The 18,790-nt window shown below is 58.3% G+C and carries 15 protein-coding genes and 1 pseudogene; 5 read left to right on the top strand and 11 right to left on the bottom strand.

The features are described 5' to 3' along the window. Nucleotides 1–57 precede the first annotated feature (57 nt). Nucleotides 58–3,240, bottom strand: a complete 3,183-nt coding sequence (locus AB7951_RS04260) for a GAF domain-containing protein (protein WP_441255695.1) — start codon at nt 3,238–3,240, stop codon at nt 58–60. 661 nt (nt 3,241–3,901) lie between these two features. Between AB7951_RS04260 and AB7951_RS04255 the strand changes: the two genes are divergently transcribed. Beyond that, complete coding sequence (locus AB7951_RS04255; protein ID WP_231081045.1) at nt 3,902–4,354, top strand: Hsp20 family protein; 453 nt, start codon at nt 3,902–3,904, stop codon at nt 4,352–4,354. A 111-nt stretch (nt 4,355–4,465) separates the two neighbouring features. Then, nucleotides 4,466–5,347, top strand: a complete 882-nt coding sequence (gene rpoH / locus AB7951_RS04250; protein WP_439059641.1) for an RNA polymerase sigma factor RpoH — start codon at nt 4,466–4,468, stop codon at nt 5,345–5,347. A 31-nt stretch (nt 5,348–5,378) separates the two neighbouring features. Here rpoH and AB7951_RS04245 read toward each other — a convergent pair whose 3' ends face one another. The 9 genes and pseudogenes from AB7951_RS04245 to AB7951_RS04205 all read right to left on the bottom strand — a co-directional run bounded on the left by AB7951_RS04245 (nt 5,379) and on the right by AB7951_RS04205 (nt 14,932). Further along, the gene (locus AB7951_RS04245) at nt 5,379–6,068 is read right to left on the bottom strand and encodes an alpha/beta hydrolase family protein (RefSeq protein WP_441228184.1); all 690 of its coding nucleotides are present in this window, start codon (nt 6,066–6,068) and stop codon (nt 5,379–5,381) included. Next, entirely contained in the window at nt 6,065–7,309 is a 1,245-nt protein-coding gene (locus tag AB7951_RS04240) for a DUF763 domain-containing protein (protein ID WP_441255694.1), read from the bottom strand. The genes AB7951_RS04245 and AB7951_RS04240 overlap by 4 nt, the downstream gene beginning before the upstream one ends. A gap of 28 nt (nt 7,310–7,337) precedes the next feature. After that, nucleotides 7,338–7,895 (bottom strand): alpha-ketoglutarate-dependent dioxygenase AlkB, encoded by a 558-nt coding sequence (locus tag AB7951_RS04235; RefSeq protein WP_068738783.1) that lies wholly within the window; start codon nt 7,893–7,895, stop codon nt 7,338–7,340. Nucleotides 7,896–8,141: 246 nt separating this feature from the next. Beyond that, the gene (locus AB7951_RS04230) at nt 8,142–8,756 is read right to left on the bottom strand and encodes a cell envelope biogenesis protein TolA (RefSeq protein WP_120286826.1); all 615 of its coding nucleotides are present in this window, start codon (nt 8,754–8,756) and stop codon (nt 8,142–8,144) included. Next, nucleotides 8,756–9,004 carry a hypothetical protein gene (locus AB7951_RS04225; protein WP_149532895.1) on the bottom strand — a complete coding sequence of 83 codons (249 nt, stop codon included), beginning with the start codon at nt 9,002–9,004 and terminating at the stop codon, nt 8,756–8,758. The genes AB7951_RS04230 and AB7951_RS04225 overlap by 1 nt, the downstream gene beginning before the upstream one ends. Before the next feature lie 654 nt (nt 9,005–9,658). Next, the gene (locus AB7951_RS04220) at nt 9,659–10,066 is read right to left on the bottom strand and encodes a BLUF domain-containing protein (protein WP_120286829.1); all 408 of its coding nucleotides are present in this window, start codon (nt 10,064–10,066) and stop codon (nt 9,659–9,661) included. Nucleotides 10,067–10,331: 265 nt separating this feature from the next. Continuing rightward, entirely contained in the window at nt 10,332–12,875 is a 2,544-nt protein-coding gene (gene uvrA, locus AB7951_RS04215; RefSeq protein ID WP_184511666.1) for an excinuclease ABC subunit UvrA, read from the bottom strand. A 261-nt stretch (nt 12,876–13,136) separates the two neighbouring features. Beyond that, nucleotides 13,137–13,316, bottom strand: a pseudogene (locus AB7951_RS04210) (PilZ domain-containing protein); the annotation flags it as partial. 401 nt (nt 13,317–13,717) lie between these two features. Continuing rightward, a complete protein-coding gene (locus tag AB7951_RS04205; protein ID WP_441255693.1) occupies nt 13,718–14,932 on the bottom strand; it encodes a diguanylate cyclase domain-containing protein in 1,215 nt (404 codons plus the stop codon). A gap of 298 nt (nt 14,933–15,230) precedes the next feature. Here AB7951_RS04205 and AB7951_RS04200 point away from each other — a divergent pair, with 298 nt between their 5' ends. Further along, nucleotides 15,231–16,157: a DUF3829 domain-containing protein gene (locus AB7951_RS04200; protein WP_441255692.1), complete on the top strand. Its 927-nt coding sequence runs from the start codon at nt 15,231–15,233 to the stop codon at nt 16,155–16,157. A 77-nt stretch (nt 16,158–16,234) separates the two neighbouring features. Continuing rightward, the gene (gene arr, locus AB7951_RS04195) at nt 16,235–16,648 is read left to right on the top strand and encodes an NAD(+)--rifampin ADP-ribosyltransferase (RefSeq protein ID WP_441255691.1); all 414 of its coding nucleotides are present in this window, start codon (nt 16,235–16,237) and stop codon (nt 16,646–16,648) included. A 367-nt stretch (nt 16,649–17,015) separates the two neighbouring features. On the opposite strand, the gene AB7951_RS04190 is transcribed toward arr, so the two are convergent. Further along, a complete protein-coding gene (locus tag AB7951_RS04190; RefSeq protein WP_439072835.1) occupies nt 17,016–17,261 on the bottom strand; it encodes a ribbon-helix-helix domain-containing protein in 246 nt (81 codons plus the stop codon). A 798-nt stretch (nt 17,262–18,059) separates the two neighbouring features. On the opposite strand from AB7951_RS04190, the gene AB7951_RS04185 reads away from it, so the two are divergent. Next, complete coding sequence (locus AB7951_RS04185) at nt 18,060–18,404, top strand: hypothetical protein (protein WP_439072836.1); 345 nt, start codon at nt 18,060–18,062, stop codon at nt 18,402–18,404. The last annotated feature ends 386 nt before the right edge of the window (nt 18,405–18,790 follow it).

Here is an 18,790-nt window from a genome sequence, read left to right as displayed (position 1 = left end):
TGCCGGAGCTCCTGTATCTGTTGTTTTCGTTCAGCTTAAGGCGCCGCAGCTTTGGTTTTAGAGGCCGTCAAGCAACGCCCTGACCTTTTCTGCAAGATCGTTGATTGTATAAGGCTTTGAGATGAGATGCGTACCCGCATCCAGAACGCCATTATGGACTATGGCGTTTCGCGTATAGCCCGTGGTGAACAAAATCTTGGCGTCGGGCAACAGCGGTTGGAGGACTTTTGCGAGCTCACTGCCTGTCATTTCGGGCATCACAACGTCCGTGAAAACCAAATCGGGCCGTGAGCCGTTCTCAATGAGGTGAATGGCTTCTCGCGCGCTTGCAGCTTCTATGACCGAATAGCCAAGTTCTCGAAGCGTCTCGACAGAGATCGCTCGCACGCGTTCTTCGTCCTCAACCACCAGGACCAGCTCTTGATGCTGCCCCACGTCTGCGCGCACCGCGCCAGTCGAAGCATCGGTCGTAACCTCGCCGTAGAAACGCGGCAGGTAGATTTTTACGGTGGTGCCAACATCAAGTTCCGAATAAATCTTCACATGACCGCCCGACTGACGCACGAAGCCGTATACTTGACTAAGGCCAAGGCCCGTGCCTTTTCCGACTTCTTTGGTCGTGTAGAACGGATCAAAAACTTTGCTCAGCACATCGCTGTTGATACCGGTACCGCTGTCGGTCACTGCGATGAGAACGAACTGTCCCGGTTCAATTGAGTATTGTCGGGCATACGCCGCATCCACAGACGCGTTCATCGTTTCGATCGTGAGTTTTCCTCCTTGAGGCATCGCGTCCCGCGCATTGACCGCGAGGTTGAGTAAAGCGCTCTCAAGTTGAGCCGGATCGGCTTGGACGTTCCACACCCCCGCTGCGAGCACTGTCTCGATTGCAATGGTCTCGCCCAGCGACCGATCGAGAAGCTCGCTCATACCCGCGATCATACGATTCACTACGATGACTTCTGGAGCTAAGGGCTGCAGGCGGGAGAAAGCCAGCAAGCGCTGGGTTAAGGTAGCGGCCCGGTTAGCGCCGTCCAAGGCTCCGTCAATGAAGCGGGTGATGTCAATGTCACCCTTTGCCAGCTTCCGGCGGGCTAGATTCAAGCCTCCGATGATCACGGCGAGCATGTTGTTAAAGTCGTGAGCTATCCCGCCAGTCAATTGGCCAACCGCCTCCATCTTTTGGGCCTGTCGCAGCTGCTCCTCCGCCTTCGAACGTTCGGCAATCTCTGTGGCCACGCGCTGCTCGAGATCGATATTGAGCGCCTGCAGCTCCGCCTCGGCCCGTTTTCGCTCGGCGAGCTCCCTTTCGACAGCCGCAAACAGCCTCGCATTGTCGATGGCCGTCGCCGCGTGTCCCGCAATCCCCAAGAGAGCAGCCTCATGCTCTTCTTGGAACTTGCCGATTTCCTGATGGCCGAAGAACAGCCCCCCCAAAACGTCACCGGTGCGTGAGATGACCGGTACCGCAAGGTACGAGCGCACCGGAAGGTGGCCTTCGGGCATTCCTTTGCGGGGAGCGTTCTTGCCGTATCGCGGGTCGGCGAGGATGTTTTCTGATCGTACAACCGCCGTGCCAAGAAACGTCGGCTCAAACACTGCTGTATTCCGCGGCATCGGAAAATTCGCGAATGCAGACCGGGGCGCGCCGGAGAGCGCGTAGAGCATGTAGCTCTCGCCCTCGGGCGAGAGAACATTGTAGAAGAACGCGCCAAATTCCGCACCGCAGAGCTCCAGGCCGGCATCCGTAACGGTCTGGACGATGGTCTCGAGATTGCGTTCCCTGGCGACGGTTGCCCCCGTGTCATTCAAGATCCTGAGATGTCGTTCGGATTTCTTGCGCGCCGTGATATCGATGACAGTGCCAACAAAGCGCACTGCGTTGTGATTGACGAATATTGCGTCACCCGTTGCGGCGAGCCATCGTTCGATCCGGTCCTCGATTCCAATCGTCCGATACTCGATGCGATATGCAGCCGAGGAGGAGGGGTCCAAGGTGTTGGTCACCGCGCGATGAACGCGTTCGCGATCGTCAGGATGCAGCCCCGCAAGAAACGATTTTTCATATGAAATCTCGGCTTCGGATGAAAGGCCAAACAGAGCTTTGCATCTCGCGTCCCAGCGAAGGACGTTATTTAACGGGTCAAAGTCCCACGTTCCGATACCGGCTGCGTTGTTAGCTAGGCTGAGGCGTTCTGCGGCTTCTCGCGCGGCTTCTTCTGAACGGACTCGCTCGATATGAGCCCACGACCTTTCGGTAACCTCCGCAAGCAGGGCCAGCTCGCCAGCCGCCCAGCGATGGGCGGCCTGATGATGTATTGCCATCAATGCCGTTAAGCGGTCCTCTTTCACGAAGGGCATGCAAATAGTGGATCCGATCCCAATATCTTGGAAGGTTCGGGCTTCTTCCGGCTCCAATTCTTCAAGATTGTCATTGATGATCAGCGGTCGGCCGTTACCCAGCTCCTGAACAGCTTTTCTGCCGAAGTCAGCAAGGCTGTAGTGACCTAAGATGTGTTTCGCGCCAGGTGCTGCCCAGTCGCCGCGAATAGTAAAGCCATCCTGATCTTCATCCATGTCGGCATAGGCGCAGTTAGACACATTGAGGTGCTGGCCTAGCATCCGGGTCGTGACTGATAGAATCTCGTCGGCCCTCCGGCACTTCGCAGTTTCTTTGCCGAGGTCATCCAGAAAGACAAGACGGGCTTCATTCGCCCGAATAGTTGCCTCTGCCCTACGCCGTTCTACCGCAGTCCGGGTCCGGTCAGCGACCTCCCGCATGAGGTCAAGTTCGGCGTCTGACCATTCTCGTGCTTCGGCATTGTTGAGATAGAGCAATGCCACCACGCCGTTTGGCTCAAGGATGGGCATGTTCACCAAGGCGCGTGCCGAAATAAGCTCAAGGGCCTTCGCCTGATGTCCTACCCGACCATCTTTTTCGGCGTCGGCGAACACCACGGTTACGCCGCGCTTCAAGTCCTCAATGTAGCTGCCGTAATCCCGGAATTGCAGAACCCCAGCCAGGCTTTTTATGCCCGGCGCATTCCAGTCCCGGCTTATCGTAATGGTTTCAGCGGAAAGGTCGATCGTGCCGTAACCCGCGCGGCTGACACCGAGAGCCCGCCCCAAGGTCTCCGCGGCGGAGTACGCAAGATCGTCAGGGTCTGATATCTGGCGGATATGATCGCCCAATGCGGATAGCACATCACTGCGCAGCCCCGAAGCCATCATTGCCGTCATGCGAAGGCCTCAGCTGGCGGCAGCTGTACAAGGTCGCGACGACTCGAAGCGTTTCGAACGGGACTGAGAAAAAGGCTCACGTGACCCCATAAATTCAATAAAATTCGGAATTTGGTCAATTCGTTGCCGGCCGTCAGGTTCCAATTATCCGTTTGGCCAGGTTAGCTGACCGCCGCGATTGCCAAATATTCAGCTGATAGGGTTTGCGGCTGTCAGAGAGTTGAGGAGTCCGTTCATCCCAGACAAGGAATGCGTTCATACCGCTTGGGCATCGGATGGCATTGCCGTCGAAGAAGGAAAGCCAGTGGTGAAACGCCCCCGTCGGCGCTAGGAGCCCGCCGCATCTGGCGGGATCAGTCGTCTCGACCGCGATCGGCTAATCGCCCCTTACTAGGCGTCATGGATCGACGTAAGCTTAGTGGTCGCCTCCTTCACTCCTTTCTGTTTGAGACGGCGATCAGCGATGTAGAGCGGTCGACTGGGCGGTCAAGAATTCGCCCGCGCGGAAGCCAAAAAAATTTGCCCCACCCCCCTTGAAACTTTCCGCCAGTTTTTTTTATTTTAGGTGCGCTGGACGCCAGAGGTTGGGTCCAGCGTGAGGCGGACGCCGGGGGTGTCCGGCGCCCGCTCATACCCATCTTGCTCATTGGAGGATTTGGCTATGAAGACTTACGACTTTGCTCCGCTTTGGCGCTCAAGCATTGGCTTCGACCGCCTGTTTGACCTCGTGGATGCCGCTCAGCGCGCGAACGAGGACAGTTTCCCCCCATACAATATCGAACGTGTCGGGGATGACCGATACCTCATCTCGCTTGCTCTGGCGGGTTTTTCGCCGGACGAGATCAGCTTGACGGCAGAGCAGAACGTTCTGACGGTCGAGGGCCGCAAAGGCGAACAGAAGCGCGACTTCCTGTTCCAGGGCATTTCTGGTCGCGCGTTCAAGCGGCAATTCAACCTCGCCGACCATGTCCAGGTAACCAGCGCGACTTTCGAGAACGGCCTTCTGCAGATCAACCTGATCCGCGAGATTCCCGAGGCCATGAAGCCGCGAAAGATCGCCATCAACGCAGGTCCGCGCTCAAACGTCGAGCAACTTGAAGCCAAGGCGGCCTGACGCCTATTCGATCACTTCGTGCAATCGTTCCGCGATGGCTTCGGCCGTCGCGGATTTGCGCGACATTTGGCATGGCGCGTTGATCACTCGCGAAATCGACAGGAGGCAGGGATGACCCAGTTCGCACTTCCAGCCTTGGCCGCTGGAGAAGGCCTTACAAACTATCTCACCGCGATCAAGCAGTTTCCTCTCCTCAAACCTGAAGAGGAGCTCGCCTACGCCAGGCGCTTACGCGAACACGGCGACAGGAACGCTGCCTATCATCTTGTGACCAGCCATCTCCGGCTGGTCGCCAAATTGGCGATGCGCTATCGCGGCTATGGGCTGCCCATCGCTGATGTCATTTCGGAAGGCAACATCGGCCTGATGCAAGCCGTGAAGCGATTTGATCCGTCTAAAGGTTTCAAGCTTGCGACCTACGCCACCTGGTGGATCAAGGCAACGATCCAAGATTACATCCTGCGGTCGTGGTCGATCGTCCAGATTAGCGCCAAGTCCACCCAAAAGCGGCTGTTCTTTAACCTGCGTCGCTTGAAGAGCAAGATCGCAGCGCTCGAAGAAGGCGATATGCAGCCCGACCACGTAGCAACGATAGCGCGCCGCTTGAATGTGCCTGAACGCGAGGTCATTGAGATGAACCGGCGGTTCCTCGGCGACATGTCGCTCAATGCGGCTTCACGAGTGGACGAAGAAGAAGGCGCTGAGTGGCAGGAGCGCTTGGCCGACCCAACGTCGAATTTTGAAGACGACGTCGCGGAACGCAGCGAACTTAACTGGAGGCGGCAGATCCTCGGGCAAGCGCTCGCCCATCTGAAACCGAGAGAGCAGCGTATCATCGAAGCACGATGGCTGTCGGATACCCCTCTTACACTTGACGACCTGGCCGCAGAACTGGGCGTGTCACGCGAGCGTGTGCGGCAGGTGGAAGTCAGGGCACTCGAAAAGGCCCGGGCGTATGCAGCTTTGCTGGCCGGAGACATGGGCGCGAAGTAATTCGATCCGAGCGGGCTCGACGGGGGCGACATTAGCTTTCCAAGCGCTCCCCCCATTGGGAGATGGTGAGCGCAATTTCCGCCACTACGTCCTGGTCGGTCCGTCCGCTGCGGGCCGGGATATGAAAGCCGTGATCGGCGCCATCGATTAGGTGAGAGGTTGCCCTCGATCTCAGTCCCTTGCAAACTTGGCGAAGGAGCACGGGCTCCGCCAACTTATCACGCGTTCCCTGGATGAAGAGCATGGGGATCCGAATGCCTGCAAGGTGTTCGGCCCTTGTGATCGAAGGTTTACCGGTCGGATGTAGGGGGAAACCGACAAAGGCCAGCCCGCGCACATCTTCGATCGGATCTTCTGCTTGCGCCTGCGAGGTCATGCGCCCGCCGAATGACTTGCCACCCGCGATAATAGGCATGCCGCGGCATCGACGGCGGGCGTCCGCCACGGCCAATCGTATGGCCGCATGCGCAACAGCCGGAGTGTCGGGGCGTTTGCTGCCCTTCTCCATGAACGGGAACTGGAAGCGCAAGGTCGCGATGCCATGGCCATAAAGCTTTGCAGCGACATCTTCCATGAACGGGTGCGTCATGCCTGCGCCTGCACCGTGGGCGAAGACGAAACAGGCTTGCGCGTTCCGCGGCTTCATCAGGAGGGCTGAAAGCGCGAGCGCGTCCTTGCTCTTCAGCGTCAGGGGCGTTACGCGCGGCAGCCGGGTGTTCATTTCGCTGTCGAGCGCTCGCCGAATCGCTCCTCCTCCAAGCCGAAGACCGAGCGACCGCCGAGCGCGGAGGATGCCTGTAATTCGCCATCCACGAAATCCTCGAAGGACGGACCGCTTGCCGTTTGTTCGAGGCGGCGAGCCTGGTCGTCGAGCCGTTTCAGAGTCTGCATCTCCTCGTCTCGGCCGAGCTTGGCGTTCTGGACGGCTGTCTTCAGCACGCGGATGGTCTCGTCGTAGACCTTGATCGGCACCGGGTACGGGTGACGATCCTTGCCTCCATGGGCGAGTGAAAACCGCGCCGGGTCGCGGAAGCGGTACGGCGCGCCATGGACGACCTCGGCCACCATCGCAAGCGAGCGGACCGTCCGTGCGCCGACGCCCGGCGTGAGCAGTAGCTCGGGAAAGTCGAGCGGCCCGCGCTCGGCAGCCGCGGCGAGCGTGCCATGAAGGCGCCGGGTGAACACATCGCTCGAGCGGACATCGTGATGCGCCGGCATGACGAGATGCGGCAGGAGGGGCTGGGCAGGCGCGCTGCCAGTCAGCGCCGCGAACTCGTCGACGATGCCGTCGGGTCCCAAAGCCCTCAGCAGGTCCAGTTGCGCTGTTCGGGAAGGCGCGGCGCGCCCATCCGTCAGATTGACGACGTTTCCTTGAAACGGACCATCGATGGCGCTGTGCGGTTCATCGACGAAACTCGTCAGGTTCTCGGAATGCCAATGATAGCGACGGGCCTGTTTCTTGTCGCCGTTCATGCCCTGCTGGACCACCGTCCATTTGCCCTCGTCGGTGACGAAGAAGCCGTGCAGGTAGAGATCGAAGCCATCCTGGACCGCTGCGCTATCGACCTTGGCGACGAGACGGCTCGCGCGCGTCAGGGCGGCCCCGTCGAATCCGATGCGGTCGCCGAGCGCGTGAAGTTCGTCAGGAGTTTTCCGCGAATGCTGGCCCCGACCTCCGCAGACGTGGATGCCGAGTTCGTCCTGCAGCGGACCCAGGCCGCGCTTGAGAGCACCGATGACGCTGGTCGTGATCCCGGACGAATGCCAGTCCATTCCCATCACGGCACCGAAGGATTGAAACCAGAACGGATGGGACAGCCGCCGCAAAAATTCGTCGCGACCGTAATGGTGGACGATCGCCTGGGTGACGATGGCACCGAGCGCTGACATGCGCGAGGCCAGCCATGGCGGAACCCGTCCACCATGCAAAGGAAGATCGGCGCTGCCGGTCCGTTTCGCCATTCGTCCTCGATATCCGATTCTTTGCCATTTAGGGGCTACGCTCGACCATCGTCCGGAAGGTGATGGAGTAGCGTTTGGCTTCGACGGCCGGAATGCTGTGTTCCCATACCGACCGCGCCTCGCCGGACATCATGTAGATCGAACGGGACTTCGCTTCGAGGGTGAAACGCTCGAACTTGGTCGAAGCGGGCCTGCGAAATCGGAACTTGCATATCGCGCCCAGCGACAGGCCGAAGATCCGGTCGAAGTGCGGCTTGTCCCTGTGCCAACCGATCCCAACGCCGACGTCGTATTCGGTGCAGAGGACTTGCTGTATTCGCGTACTGGGTCCACCGAAAGTCTCGACGCGATGTGAGACATCGGAGAGCCATTGAGGAATTGGCTCGGCTTCAACGAGGTGGCGTGCCGTATAGTCGTAGCTGAACCCGAAGGAGGCTACGCGACGCTTGCCCTCATACTGGCCGAACTGAAACGGCTGGAGGGGCAAGTCGGCCACTTGGGCTATAAGGTCGAGCGCTTCCGCTGCCGAAACGAAGTCTTCGGCATACCGGAGTCCATCGGGACCTGGCGTGTTTTCCGCAAACAAACTGAATTGGTCGGACAGTGGATTCTACCAAGGCTGTGGATCTACGACCTAGTTATGGAGCCGCAGCGCAAAGTCAAAGGTCAGGGGGATCCCGCACATCATAACCAACCAAATAAGAACGGGGCGTACGCGATCGCGAGGAGAATAAGCGCCAGTGGAAAAGCCGTTGCAATGAAGATTGTATCCATGTTGCGAGGCTGCATGGTTACGAAACCGAACAATCGGAGTTCCGTTCCAATTCCCGCCTCAGTCGCCGCCCTTCTTGGCCCGACGTAGCGCGGCGCCCAGCTTCTCCCGTTGCTGCTCCCAGCGCCGTCGTTCGGCCTCCGTGCGATTGTCGATTTCGTCGCGTTCCGCCTGTATCGCGGCATCTCTCGCGTCGTGCTCCTGTTCAGCGGCATCAAAGGCTACTTGTGCGCTTGCAACCTGCGCTGCTTTCCGGTCTCGCTCCTTGATCCTGGCTCGCTCTTCCTTGCGCTGGTCGGCTTCGCGTTTCCGCTGCTGTTTGTCGAAGATGGCCGCGGCTCTACGTGCTTCCGCGTTGTCGACTTTGGTCGCTTTGGCCTGAGGAGCCACCCGCTTCCGCGGAATTGACACTTTCTTGCCGGCCGCAAGGCCTTTCGGAAGTTCGCTCGTCTCCTTGAACGCGCCATTGGTGCCGACTGCTCTCCGCAAAACGATGCCGGGATGCGCGATTGTTGCCGAGACGATTGCAGGGTCGTCGGTCTCCTCGGCGAAGCCCTGGTGAAACAGGTTGCTGTCGGCGCCCCAGATCTCGAGCGCGGCCTTCATGGACGGCGCGGCAACGGCCAGGTCGAAAAAGCCGATCGATGTCTGGTAGGTCTTGAGCTTCCGGGCCATCACTCGCAGGCCGGACAGGTGTCCGCTAGGCCATCGAGTACTTTCTCGATGGCTTTCACCCGTTGCTCCTTGTTCTTACCGGAGAACTTTCGATGTTCGGCGATCGATCTTGCATAATCCACGGCATGGTGGCTGTGACGAAGGCGCAGATAGCCGTGATCCGGACAGGGCGCGATGGCGTGGGCCTCAAGGAGGATATCCGTCGCCCACATGGATAGAGTCTCGGCGTCGTTCGTGTTCTTCGACATAGTCACGTCTCTCTAGGGCATTTCGTCCCGAGAATGGGATTTGGCGTTGACCGGAAATCAGACATGCCGTTTCGGTGTTTTGACATTCGAGAATGTTGTCATCGTCGGGCACGGCTTGAAAACAGCTAAGCTATTCTTGAGTTCCTTCTCGGTCGGAAAGGCATTCACCATGCCTTGCGTCAGAGCTTCCGTCGGCGATACCGGCGGTCGCCGGACTTTCGAAGGCGTGTTCTAAAGCCTCGGGTCGATGGAACCAGACAGCGAGTTGAGCGATTGCAAGTAGCTATCCACCGCGGCCAAAGGGCGTAGGTCGTTGCTACAAAATGGGCTCTATAGCATTGCGTTCAATGCCGGTCTCGGTGGGTCCGGAGGTGCCGGCGTCGTCGTGCTCTGTGACGGCGTTTTGCTTGGGGGCGATTCTTCTCTGCTGTACAAAGGCGCTTACTCGCAACGAGACGGGAAGTTCGAAGCGACTGTGCGGACATCGCGTCACGCCAACGAAATCCCGTCCCTGTTCGGGCTGGACGAGGCGACGCTGAGCTTCGCCGGGACCATCATTCGTGGAGACGCACGCGGCTTCGGCGCTTCCCCTCAGGTGCCAGACATCAGGTTGGAGGTCCATCTCAAGTTCAGGGCGCCCATCTGAGGGATTGTTTAGGTCTGGTTTTGGCTGCACGCCAACAGGAAATCCAGAGCCGACATAGCATCTAGATATCGCAATTTCACACGGCCGTTCAACCCAACGGCCTCGTTAACTAATGTCTGATCCGGCACCCGCTTGAAGCCCATTGCCCAGTTCGGAAACAGTCGATCACCATATGCAAGGCCGCGCTGGAGCAAGCTGATATCTCGATGCCGCGGATCGACGCTGATGCGGCTGTAAACTTCGATTACATTATCCGGCTCTCCCTCAAGCACCTGAAGAAAGTCGCCGTCCGAATGGACAAGCATGCCTGTTATATGCGCCGCATCATTCCGGGCCCTTGCCTTTTGCAGTAGCTCGGAAAGATCCCCGGATGAAAATGGCTCATTTGCAGTGCTAAGATACAAAATTCGAAACACGAACGACCTCCATACCCGTCAACGCCGGGTTCCAAAGAGAGTTCAATCGTGCCGTAGACGATCACGCCTCCCCTGACCGGCCGCGCCCCTGAGCTCGCCGGAACAGGTGTCATCAAGTTTGACGGTTGGCCCGCCGACTTGTCCATGACCACGGCGGCTTCAATGCCCGCATCACCCCATTTTACGGTACGATCCCGGTGACGTTGCGATAAGCCATGTCTGGCGCCGGCTTCTTCAGAAAGACGGGAGTAAGTTGATCGGGTCTCTAACCGATTGAGGCTTCCAGAAATTTGGCCGTGCGGCTTTCGGCGTTGCGCGCAACATGTTGCGGTTCGCCAGCGGTCACGACGGATCCGCCCTCATTGCCTGCGCCGGGGCCCATATCGATTACCCAATCACTTTCGGCGACCACTGCCATATCGTGTTCGACGACGACCACCGTGTTACCGGCATCCACCAGGCCTTGAAGCTGCAGCATTAGCTTTTCGATGTCTGAGGGATGCAATCCAGTCGTCGGCTCATCCAGTACATATAGTGCCGACCCCCGCTGAGCTCGTTGCAATTCGGTAGCGAGCTTGATCCGTTGGGCTTCGCCGCCACTGAGTTCCGTTGCGGACTGACCGAGTTTGATATAACCGAGGCCGACCTCTCGAATGACACCGAGCGAACGTGCGAGTAGCGCATCTTTCTCGAAAAACGCGAGCGCATCGTCCACCGTCATGCCCAACACGTCGGCAATGGATTTGTCCCGGATCTTGATTTCCAACGTCTTCGCGTTGTAGCGCGACCCATGACAGGTCGGACATGGCGCGTAGACTGACGGGAGGAAAAGCAATTCGACGGTGACGAAGCCTTCCCCCTGACAGGTTTCGCAACGTCCTTTGGCGACATTGAAAGAAAAGCGGCCGGCATCATAGTGCCGTGTCTTGGCCTGCTTCGTGGCCGCGAACAGCTTTCTGACGTGATCGAAAAGCCCTGTATAGGTGGCGAGATTCGACCGCGGGGTGCGCCCGATCGGCTTTTGATCGACGACAACGAGACGTTTTACGTGCTCCATGCCCCCGACGATGTTGCCGCCAAGCGTTTGAATGGCGGTTTCCAGAAGGTCTCCTTCGTCCGGAGCGCCCCGGTCCTCTTCGCCACTCTTGTGCCCCAATATTTCCCCAACCTTCTCGACCAGAAATTGAGTGATCAAGCTGGACTTGCCCGACCCCGAGATGCCGGTCACCGCGGTAAACACACCGACAGGAATGTCGACGTCGAGGTCATTGAGATTGTTGCGGGTGACACCGCGAAGTTGTAGCTGACCTCGCGGGAGACGGCGCGTGCGGTCGATGGCCGTCGCGTTTCCGAACAGATGGCGCCTTGTTTGAGACGCCTCGACGCCGGCAAGTCCTTTAGGGATACCGCTGTAAAGCACCTCGCCCCCGTGAACGCCCGCGGCGGGGCCGACATCGACTATCCAGTCCGCGTGGCGGACGACATCCAATTCATGTTCGACGACGAAAAGCGAATTGCCTGCTGCCTTGAGCCGGTCCAGCGCTCGCAGGAGAGCTTCGGTGTCGGCTGGATGAAGCCCAGCGGAGGGCTCATCCAGAACATACACCACGCCAAACAGGTTCGACCTGACTTGTGTCGCCAGCCGGAGCCGCTGCAATTCGCCGGGGGACAGTGTCGGCGTGCTGCGCTCGAGGGCGAGATATCCCAGGCCGAGATCGAGCAGAACCGCCAATCTCCCGTTCAGATCTTCCAGGATGCGCTGGACCACGAGAGCTTTTTCCGGATGGTCTTTGGGCGTATGAGCTTTGCCTTCGAGATACGGCACGATCAACTCGCGAACGCCCCTTAAAGGAAGCTCAGACAGTTCCGCAATATCCAAGCCTGCGAATTTGACCGAGAGGGCTTCGGGCTTAAGCCGTTTTCCCCGACATACCGGGCAACGGCCGCTCAGCATGAATTGCGAAACCCGCCTCTTCATCATCGCGCTCTGCGTTGTTGCGAACGTCTGCAAGACGTATTTGCGCGCGCCGGTGAAGGTGCCGTGATAACTCGGCTCTTCCTTGCGTTTGAGGGCTCGCCTCACCTCAGCTGGCGTGTAGCCTGCATATACCGGGACGGTGGGCTGTTCCTCGGTAAAGAGTATCCAGTCGCGGGTCTTCTTCGGCAGTTTGCGCCAGGGCGTGTCTACGTCATGACCGAGAGTTACCAGGATGTCCCTCAGATTTTGTCCCTGCCAGGCACTCGGCCAAGCCGCCACGGCTCGCTCCCTTATGGTGAGCTTGTCATCGGGGACCATCGAGGCCTCGGTAATATCGTGGATCCGACCGATTCCGTGACAGTGAGGACAAGCTCCTTCGGGAGTGTTGGGCGAAAATGACTCGGCATAGAGCAGTGGTTGTCCACGCGGGTAGTCGCCGGCGCGCGAATACAGCATGCGCAGCAGGTTCGACAATGTCGTCACGCTGCCGACCGACGAGCGTGTCGTCGGAGATCCGCGTTGCTGCTGTAAAGCCACGGCTGGTGGTAGACCTTCGATTTCGTCCACCTCAGGAATGGACATCTGATTGAACAATCTTCTCGCGTAAGGGGACACCGACTCAAGATAACGCCGCTGCGCCTCGGCATAGAGCGTGCCGAAGGCCAGCGAGGACTTGCCCGATCCCGACACCCCTGTAAAAACGACAAGTGCATTGCGGGGAATGTCGACGTCGATATTCTTCAGATTGTGCTCGCGAGCTCCGCGAACACGCACGAAGCCCTCATCGACGGCCGAGTCGGCACCGTACGAACCACCTCTTCCTGCGTGCATCTTGCCCTTCCGCGCAAATTGGCGTGTGATATCAACCGCAGATGAAACTTTGGCGGACCAGTTCCGTTCCCCACACGGAGCTTCCGGCCGGTAGCATTGTTTGTCATAGCGACTACATACTTCATCGCCACGGAGTTGATCCTTATTCAAGCCTTTGCAATTAGTCGGGCGTGGCCATCCTGCGCGCCATCGTGGTCGATCGGTTGCTGGCGCCATTCCGCTTTAACCGACTGAGGCTTCTTCTTCGCCCCTTTCGAAAACATCGCCTTTGACGCCAGCTAATTCGCACCTGCGAAAAGCGAGTCCGGTAGTGGATAATAGGAGGAAGAATTCGCAGAGGTTAAGGCCTTCGATCGACGCCTTAGTCGTCAGCGTGGCTCCGTATGTCGATACATCCCTCATGACGCATGAGCGGCGCCACGAACCATCGATCGCCGTCATTTGGACGTAGACACCGCGCTCGAAACGAACGCTGCCGAAACTGGTAGCGGTCTTAGGAGCACTGGAGGCTCTATCTCCTCAGGATATTGAGCACCACTAACCCAAATACGGACGGGGAAACATAAACGTCAGACCCGGCGGAGCTTCTCCATTTAAAAATTAGGCGACGCGAGCCACCAGACGGATTTGGCCGGAGCGGCCTATCGCGTGGTGAAATAGAAGTCCTCGCTCCCCGACAGCGAGCCCTATGAACGGCGGCTTTGCGCCGGAAGCGACCATTCCATATCGTAAGTTATGCGATTCGGAGCGGATCGTGCCTAGCTGGCTCCTTGGCAGGCATGCCGAAAACTGCGTGGCCTCCCTCTGATCCTGGTTCGAATTCCGGTGCGAGCCAATCCTGACTACGTTGCCCGGTCCAATCGCAAACGTTCTGCGCGAGCGCGTGCATCGATCACAGCGCTCGGTGACGCTGACGAAATCGTGCGGTTTCGGCCCGTCCGCTTCGCTTCGTAAAGTCGCCCATCAATCCGTTTGTACAGGCTCGGCCAGTTATCTCCCGGTTGCAGCTTCCCAACGCCGAAGCTCGCGGTGACCTGCCTCGCTCCCCCCAGGACAGAAAAGCTGTTCTGCTCGATGGCTGTCCTCAACCGTTCGGCATAGTCAACCGCTTCCTGTTCCTCTGTATCCGGAAGGAACACCGCAAATTCCTCGCCGCCCAGTCGCCCGACGATGTCGCGTTTGCGCGACGCGTTGCGCATTATGCGTCCCACCTCTTCCAGGACATCGTCTCCGACGTCATGACCGAGGGTGTCGTTGATGCTCTTGAAGTTGTCGATGTCGCACAAGGCGAACGCAGCACGGCCCGATCCGTGTTTGAGCAGATGGGCAGACACCCGGTCTTGAAAGCCGCGCCGGTTCAGAATGCCGGTCAACAAATCGAAATCGCGTTCGCGGCGGAGATCGTCGATCATGTCGGACACCGCCGCGGCGAGGACGGCCAGCGCCAGGCCAGCGCCGAGCACGGCGAGCGAAAGCTGGAGTGCCTGCCAGAACATCGAATTGCCGAACGTGATCTTGTCGATCGGCGCGGAAAATCCGACCGTGAGCAAGGTGCGGGGAAAAAAATGCAATCCGAACAGCAACAGCACCCAGAACAGAGCCCGATCGACATACGGCCCGCGCGCCAACGCGGTGAGCCGCCCAGCTGCGAACAGCATCAGCAAGCCATAGCCGAAATTCTGGATGTAGACCCGGGCGATGAGATTACGATCGACATAGAAGAAGTAGGCGAGCAGACAAACGAAGCCGGCAAGGATCGCCATATCGATGACCGGACCTAGCCCCCTTCCCGAACGCACCAGGATGCCCTCCACTGCGGAGATCACCGCCGACGTGTAGAGCGCGCCCGACACAATGGCATTGACGCCCACGCTGGGAGGCAAACTCAGGATCTGCGACATCGCGCCGAGAGCAAACAGGACGCACGCGCTGGCCAGCAAAAGCAGGTAGTTACGCTTTTTCTCCACGAGCCACGCGCAGACGAAGGCAACCCCGAAGACGAACAATATTCCGGGCGTGATCAGTTGAAGCGTAGTCTTGACGATGACCCCATTCATCTCGTTCAAACTTTCCAATAGGCCCCAGCCGTTGCGACGCACGGCTTGGGGATGCTTCGTAGACAATGAACACTGTCAAATCTGATCGAAAATGCCTCAAAAGCGAATCGACTTCCGGGAACCGATCGAATGGTTGCTCAACGGGTCGACTACCGTAGCTAGCTCATGGGGAGCACCAGATCGATGCCTTTACGGGTCATAGCGCCATGCGCGGCAAGTGCTGGCTGCAATTATACGTCTCCACTATGGTGGGCGCGATCACAAAGCATATCGCCTCAAGGCGCTGGAGACCCCGTTGATGATTTCTTTTCGCGCGTTCGCCATTGCTGCTGCGACACTTGCCATGACACCAGCCGGCACCGAGCGCGCAGCGGCGCAAACTTCTCCTGCGACCGAAAAGCTCAACGCCTATGTCGGTTGCATCAATCGGCTCTCGGCGCGTGCCTATGACTCGCGGTCGCGCTATTTCAGCTGGGCGCCGAAGTCCGGGCCGACCGGCAAGGAGCGTATCATCTACGGGACTTATACCATCTATGACACCGCAGATTGCGCAAAGAACGTCGCAGCGGCCAATACGCTGAAGCCGCGCGATAGTGCACTGGAGGCTGCGGCGTCCGCGTATGTCAGTGCTGCGACGGCGCTCGGCCCGCTGCTGAAAGAAGCCGACGACTATTACACGCAGGAGAATTACAAGGACGACAAGATGGCCAAAGGTCGCGCGCTGCACCCTCGTCTTGTCACGGCATGGGATGCGTTCGCTGATGCCGACAAGAAGCTGCGCGCCGGCGTCGAGGCTATCAACGATCGACGTAAGGCCGAGGAACTGATTGCGATCGAGGCCAAGGAAGGCAAGAAGACTCGCTACTATGTCGAAGCGATCATGATCGATGCCAAGCGTATGCTCCGCCTGCAGGATAACGACAAGCCGGACATTGAAGCGATCACCAAAGCAGTGAGCGAATATGAAGCGAACATGAAGGCGCTGGAGGAGACCTCCGCCGCGGACGGTGAGAAGGTCGGCTCAATGTTCGCCAGCAGCGCAAAGTCGGTTCTGGTTACCGCGAAACAATTGATGCGCCGGATTCGTGACAAGGTGCCTTATACTTCCGGCCAGAAAATGATGATGAGCCCGGGTAGCGCTTGGATGGTCGAAGGTTCCCCAGCCCGTCTCCTACGGGACTACAACCAGCTAATCGAGGCGTACAACCGTGGCACCCGGATATAGCCGACCCATAGAAAGCTAGGCGGCCATTCACTATTCGCCGATTGAACCTTTCGCATCACGAGGCAGACGCGCAAGCCATGTCGGTTACAGCCAGTGTTTTTTCACAATCGTTCTTCCATGGAACGCGCGCAAACCTGCAGCCTGGCGACCTTATCGTGGTGGGCTGTCGTTCCAACTTCACCGATGCCGCACCGCTGTCTTGGGTTTATTTTTCCGCAACGCTCGACGCAGCGATCTGGGGAGCGGAACTGGCCTTTGGCAGCGAACCGCCGCGCATTTACGTCGTTGAACCAACAGGGCCGTGGGATGACGATCCGAACGTTACGAACAAAAAATTTGCCGGCAATCCAACGTTATCTTATCGCTCCCGCGATCCTTTACGGGTTCTTGGCGAAGTCACCAAGTGGGCCGGGCACTCTCCAGAGAAGCTTAAGCAAATGAAGGACGGCCTATCTCGTTTGAAGGCGGAAGGAGCCACTATCATCGATTGATTTAACCGCGACCATCGCGATCAAGACGATGGGCGGGATTTGCACGAGCGCGGTTGGATGCATCGGACGGTTCTATTGAGGACGGTCGTCTTGGAAATGTGCGAGGGCGAACAGTCGGATTGCCGACTGGCTAGTGGAAGTATTGTTTCGGCGACCAGTGCCCTGCCGCAGAATTTCAAAGCCTCGTTGGCCAGAGCGGCGCTTTCAGAGATGCCAGCAAATGCGACGTGGCGACTGGCCTGTTCTACTTGCGCTAGACGTTCCGACATGGATTGGATGCGGATGAATGTATTATCAGAGAACCAGAACGATCAATGATATCTCGCGAGGTTAAGGGCGGCGTCAAGTCCCGACGTCTAACGCTCGTTCACCGAATTCCTCGCATCTGCTTGTAGTGATTTAGCGTAAAAATGCGAAGAGCCGACGAGAGGTTAGTTCTATCGCGGCCCTCGGCTAGAGCGCTGATGAGATCTGATGTTGACTGCTCGCGTTCAGCAGCGATCTCCTTGATCGAGTCCCAGAATTCATCCTCTAGACTGACGCTCGTCTTGTGGCCGCCTATCACAACTGATCGCTTCCGAATTCCAGCCGCCGAACCGCTGAGGCCTTCCAATTACTTTTCTCCCGCCCATTCTGCGGACGGATGTAGGTCAGCGACCCTGAATGCGTCATGAACGATTTATTCAGGCGTTAGCACCTCGAGTTAATGCTATGGGCCAGGTGCAGCTACCGCTGTCTGACCTCGAGCTCGTCGCCGGATGCATGGCGACATGACCAGGTTTCGCCCAGAGGAGCCGGTCGGTTATAACGGCGTGAGACCGCGGGGCCGTTATCGCAGGTGCAATGGCCGTTCGATAAAACAAATATCTCGGGACCGCCGACAAGATCGCCGCTCGCGATTTCCTGAAAGCTGCTCGGAAGCTTGTTAAAGACAGCATAGCGCGCGCAGCTAAGTTCGGCTGTGACAGCGGGCGGCCCAATCAGGCCAGTTATTGCTGCACCGAGAATCATCGACCTAAGAACGCGGCGGCAAAAGCCCGTCCGGGCGAGCTCGAGCCCGCGCCCTATCGCGCGGCTCAGCGGGCAACGAGTTAAACGATCTCGGGAACGCCCCCCGCGACGAACTTTGCGCCAGCCCTGCATTGTAATGCTCCTGTTCTTCATCTGTCGCATCTCGCGGAGGACGCGTTCACGTGGCGCACTCATCCGGCTCACGTTGGACTAAATTGTTCCTGATGATCCGTAGCTGCTCGGCGTTCTTATGGAGCGACGCCCGAAACAGTCGCAAATTGGAGGCGCCCCCGCCGCCAAAAAAAGACCAAAATCACCATCATTTTCGACGCCTGGTACCAGCTGACGCAGTTGCGCGTCGGCTTAATTCCGCGGCGACGTAGGAATACGGAATACGGGAATGGCAAAAAAGCTTCTGCCCAAGGGCGCGCTCGAACATGCAGTGCTGGTTGAGCTCCGCTCGTGCTACGGGTGCGAGGACGTTAGCGGCGTTGAGATTGAACTTATATTGGATGATCGTTTTTCAGAGAATTGGCGCATAGCGAATCTTCAGAGGCCCACCAAAGACGTCAGCCGTGCCGGTCCATCTGAACTGCCCACCGTCACTCGCGCGGTCGCTTCGGTGCAAAGAAGGCTGCGCGAGATTTACGGCGTCGATACCTCCTTCAGGACCAGCAGCACTGGCGCCTTCGAGGCGGCCACCAGTGACATCAACAGTCGACCGCGCGAAGAAATGCGGCATTAAGGCTTCCGGCGGAGTGACGCTGGACGGCGTCGCGTGACACGCCTTCTATGGTGATGTGATCATCGATTGCCCCCACTGGCAGTCTGATAGCTGCAGAAGCAGGTTTGACGCCCTTGTTCTCTCTCGAAAGGCTTTGTTAAGCGTCTTTCGTTGCGCGAGCGACACAGGCGGCGTGTTAGTTCGCCCTGAACACGATCCAGTTATTGTCGGATTGATTTAGCTCATTTACCGTCGCAACTGTTCTTCGCGGATTGCACGACTAGAGATTCGCATCCTCGAACCGTGCGGACCCAAGCGAAACTGGAATGAGCGTCATGCGCGAATGCGTGAGCGATGTAACAATCCGACGACAATCAGATGACATCCGCCAGAAGCCTCGGGGCCGC

Source organism: Tardiphaga sp. 285_C5_N1_2, assembly GCF_052076065.1.
Classification (GTDB): domain Bacteria; phylum Pseudomonadota; class Alphaproteobacteria; order Rhizobiales; family Xanthobacteraceae; genus Tardiphaga; species Tardiphaga robiniae.
Note: the sequence above shows the minus strand (reverse complement) of the source record. Positions and strands in the feature narration are given on the sequence as shown.

Coding starts and splice junctions, on each gene's coding strand:
- AB7951_RS04260 (WP_441255695.1), bottom strand. CDS start 3,240: ATGACGGCAATGATGGCTTCGGGGCTGCGCAGTGATGTGCTATCCGCA.
- AB7951_RS04255 (WP_231081045.1), top strand. CDS start 3,902: ATGAAGACTTACGACTTTGCTCCGCTTTGGCGCTCAAGCATTGGCTTC.
- rpoH (WP_439059641.1), top strand. CDS start 4,466: ATGACCCAGTTCGCACTTCCAGCCTTGGCCGCTGGAGAAGGCCTTACA.
- AB7951_RS04245 (WP_441228184.1), bottom strand. CDS start 6,068: ATGAACACCCGGCTGCCGCGCGTAACGCCCCTGACGCTGAAGAGCAAG.
- AB7951_RS04240 (WP_441255694.1), bottom strand. CDS start 7,309: ATGGCGAAACGGACCGGCAGCGCCGATCTTCCTTTGCATGGTGGACGG.
- AB7951_RS04230 (WP_120286826.1), bottom strand. CDS start 8,756: ATGGCCCGGAAGCTCAAGACCTACCAGACATCGATCGGCTTTTTCGAC.
- AB7951_RS04225 (WP_149532895.1), bottom strand. CDS start 9,004: ATGTCGAAGAACACGAACGACGCCGAGACTCTATCCATGTGGGCGACG.
- uvrA (WP_184511666.1), bottom strand. CDS start 12,875: ATGCACGCAGGAAGAGGTGGTTCGTACGGTGCCGACTCGGCCGTCGAT.
- AB7951_RS04205 (WP_441255693.1), bottom strand. CDS start 14,932: ATGAATGGGGTCATCGTCAAGACTACGCTTCAACTGATCACGCCCGGA.
- AB7951_RS04200 (WP_441255692.1), top strand. CDS start 15,231: ATGATTTCTTTTCGCGCGTTCGCCATTGCTGCTGCGACACTTGCCATG.
- arr (WP_441255691.1), top strand. CDS start 16,235: ATGTCGGTTACAGCCAGTGTTTTTTCACAATCGTTCTTCCATGGAACG.
- AB7951_RS04185 (WP_439072836.1), top strand. CDS start 18,060: ATGGCAAAAAAGCTTCTGCCCAAGGGCGCGCTCGAACATGCAGTGCTG.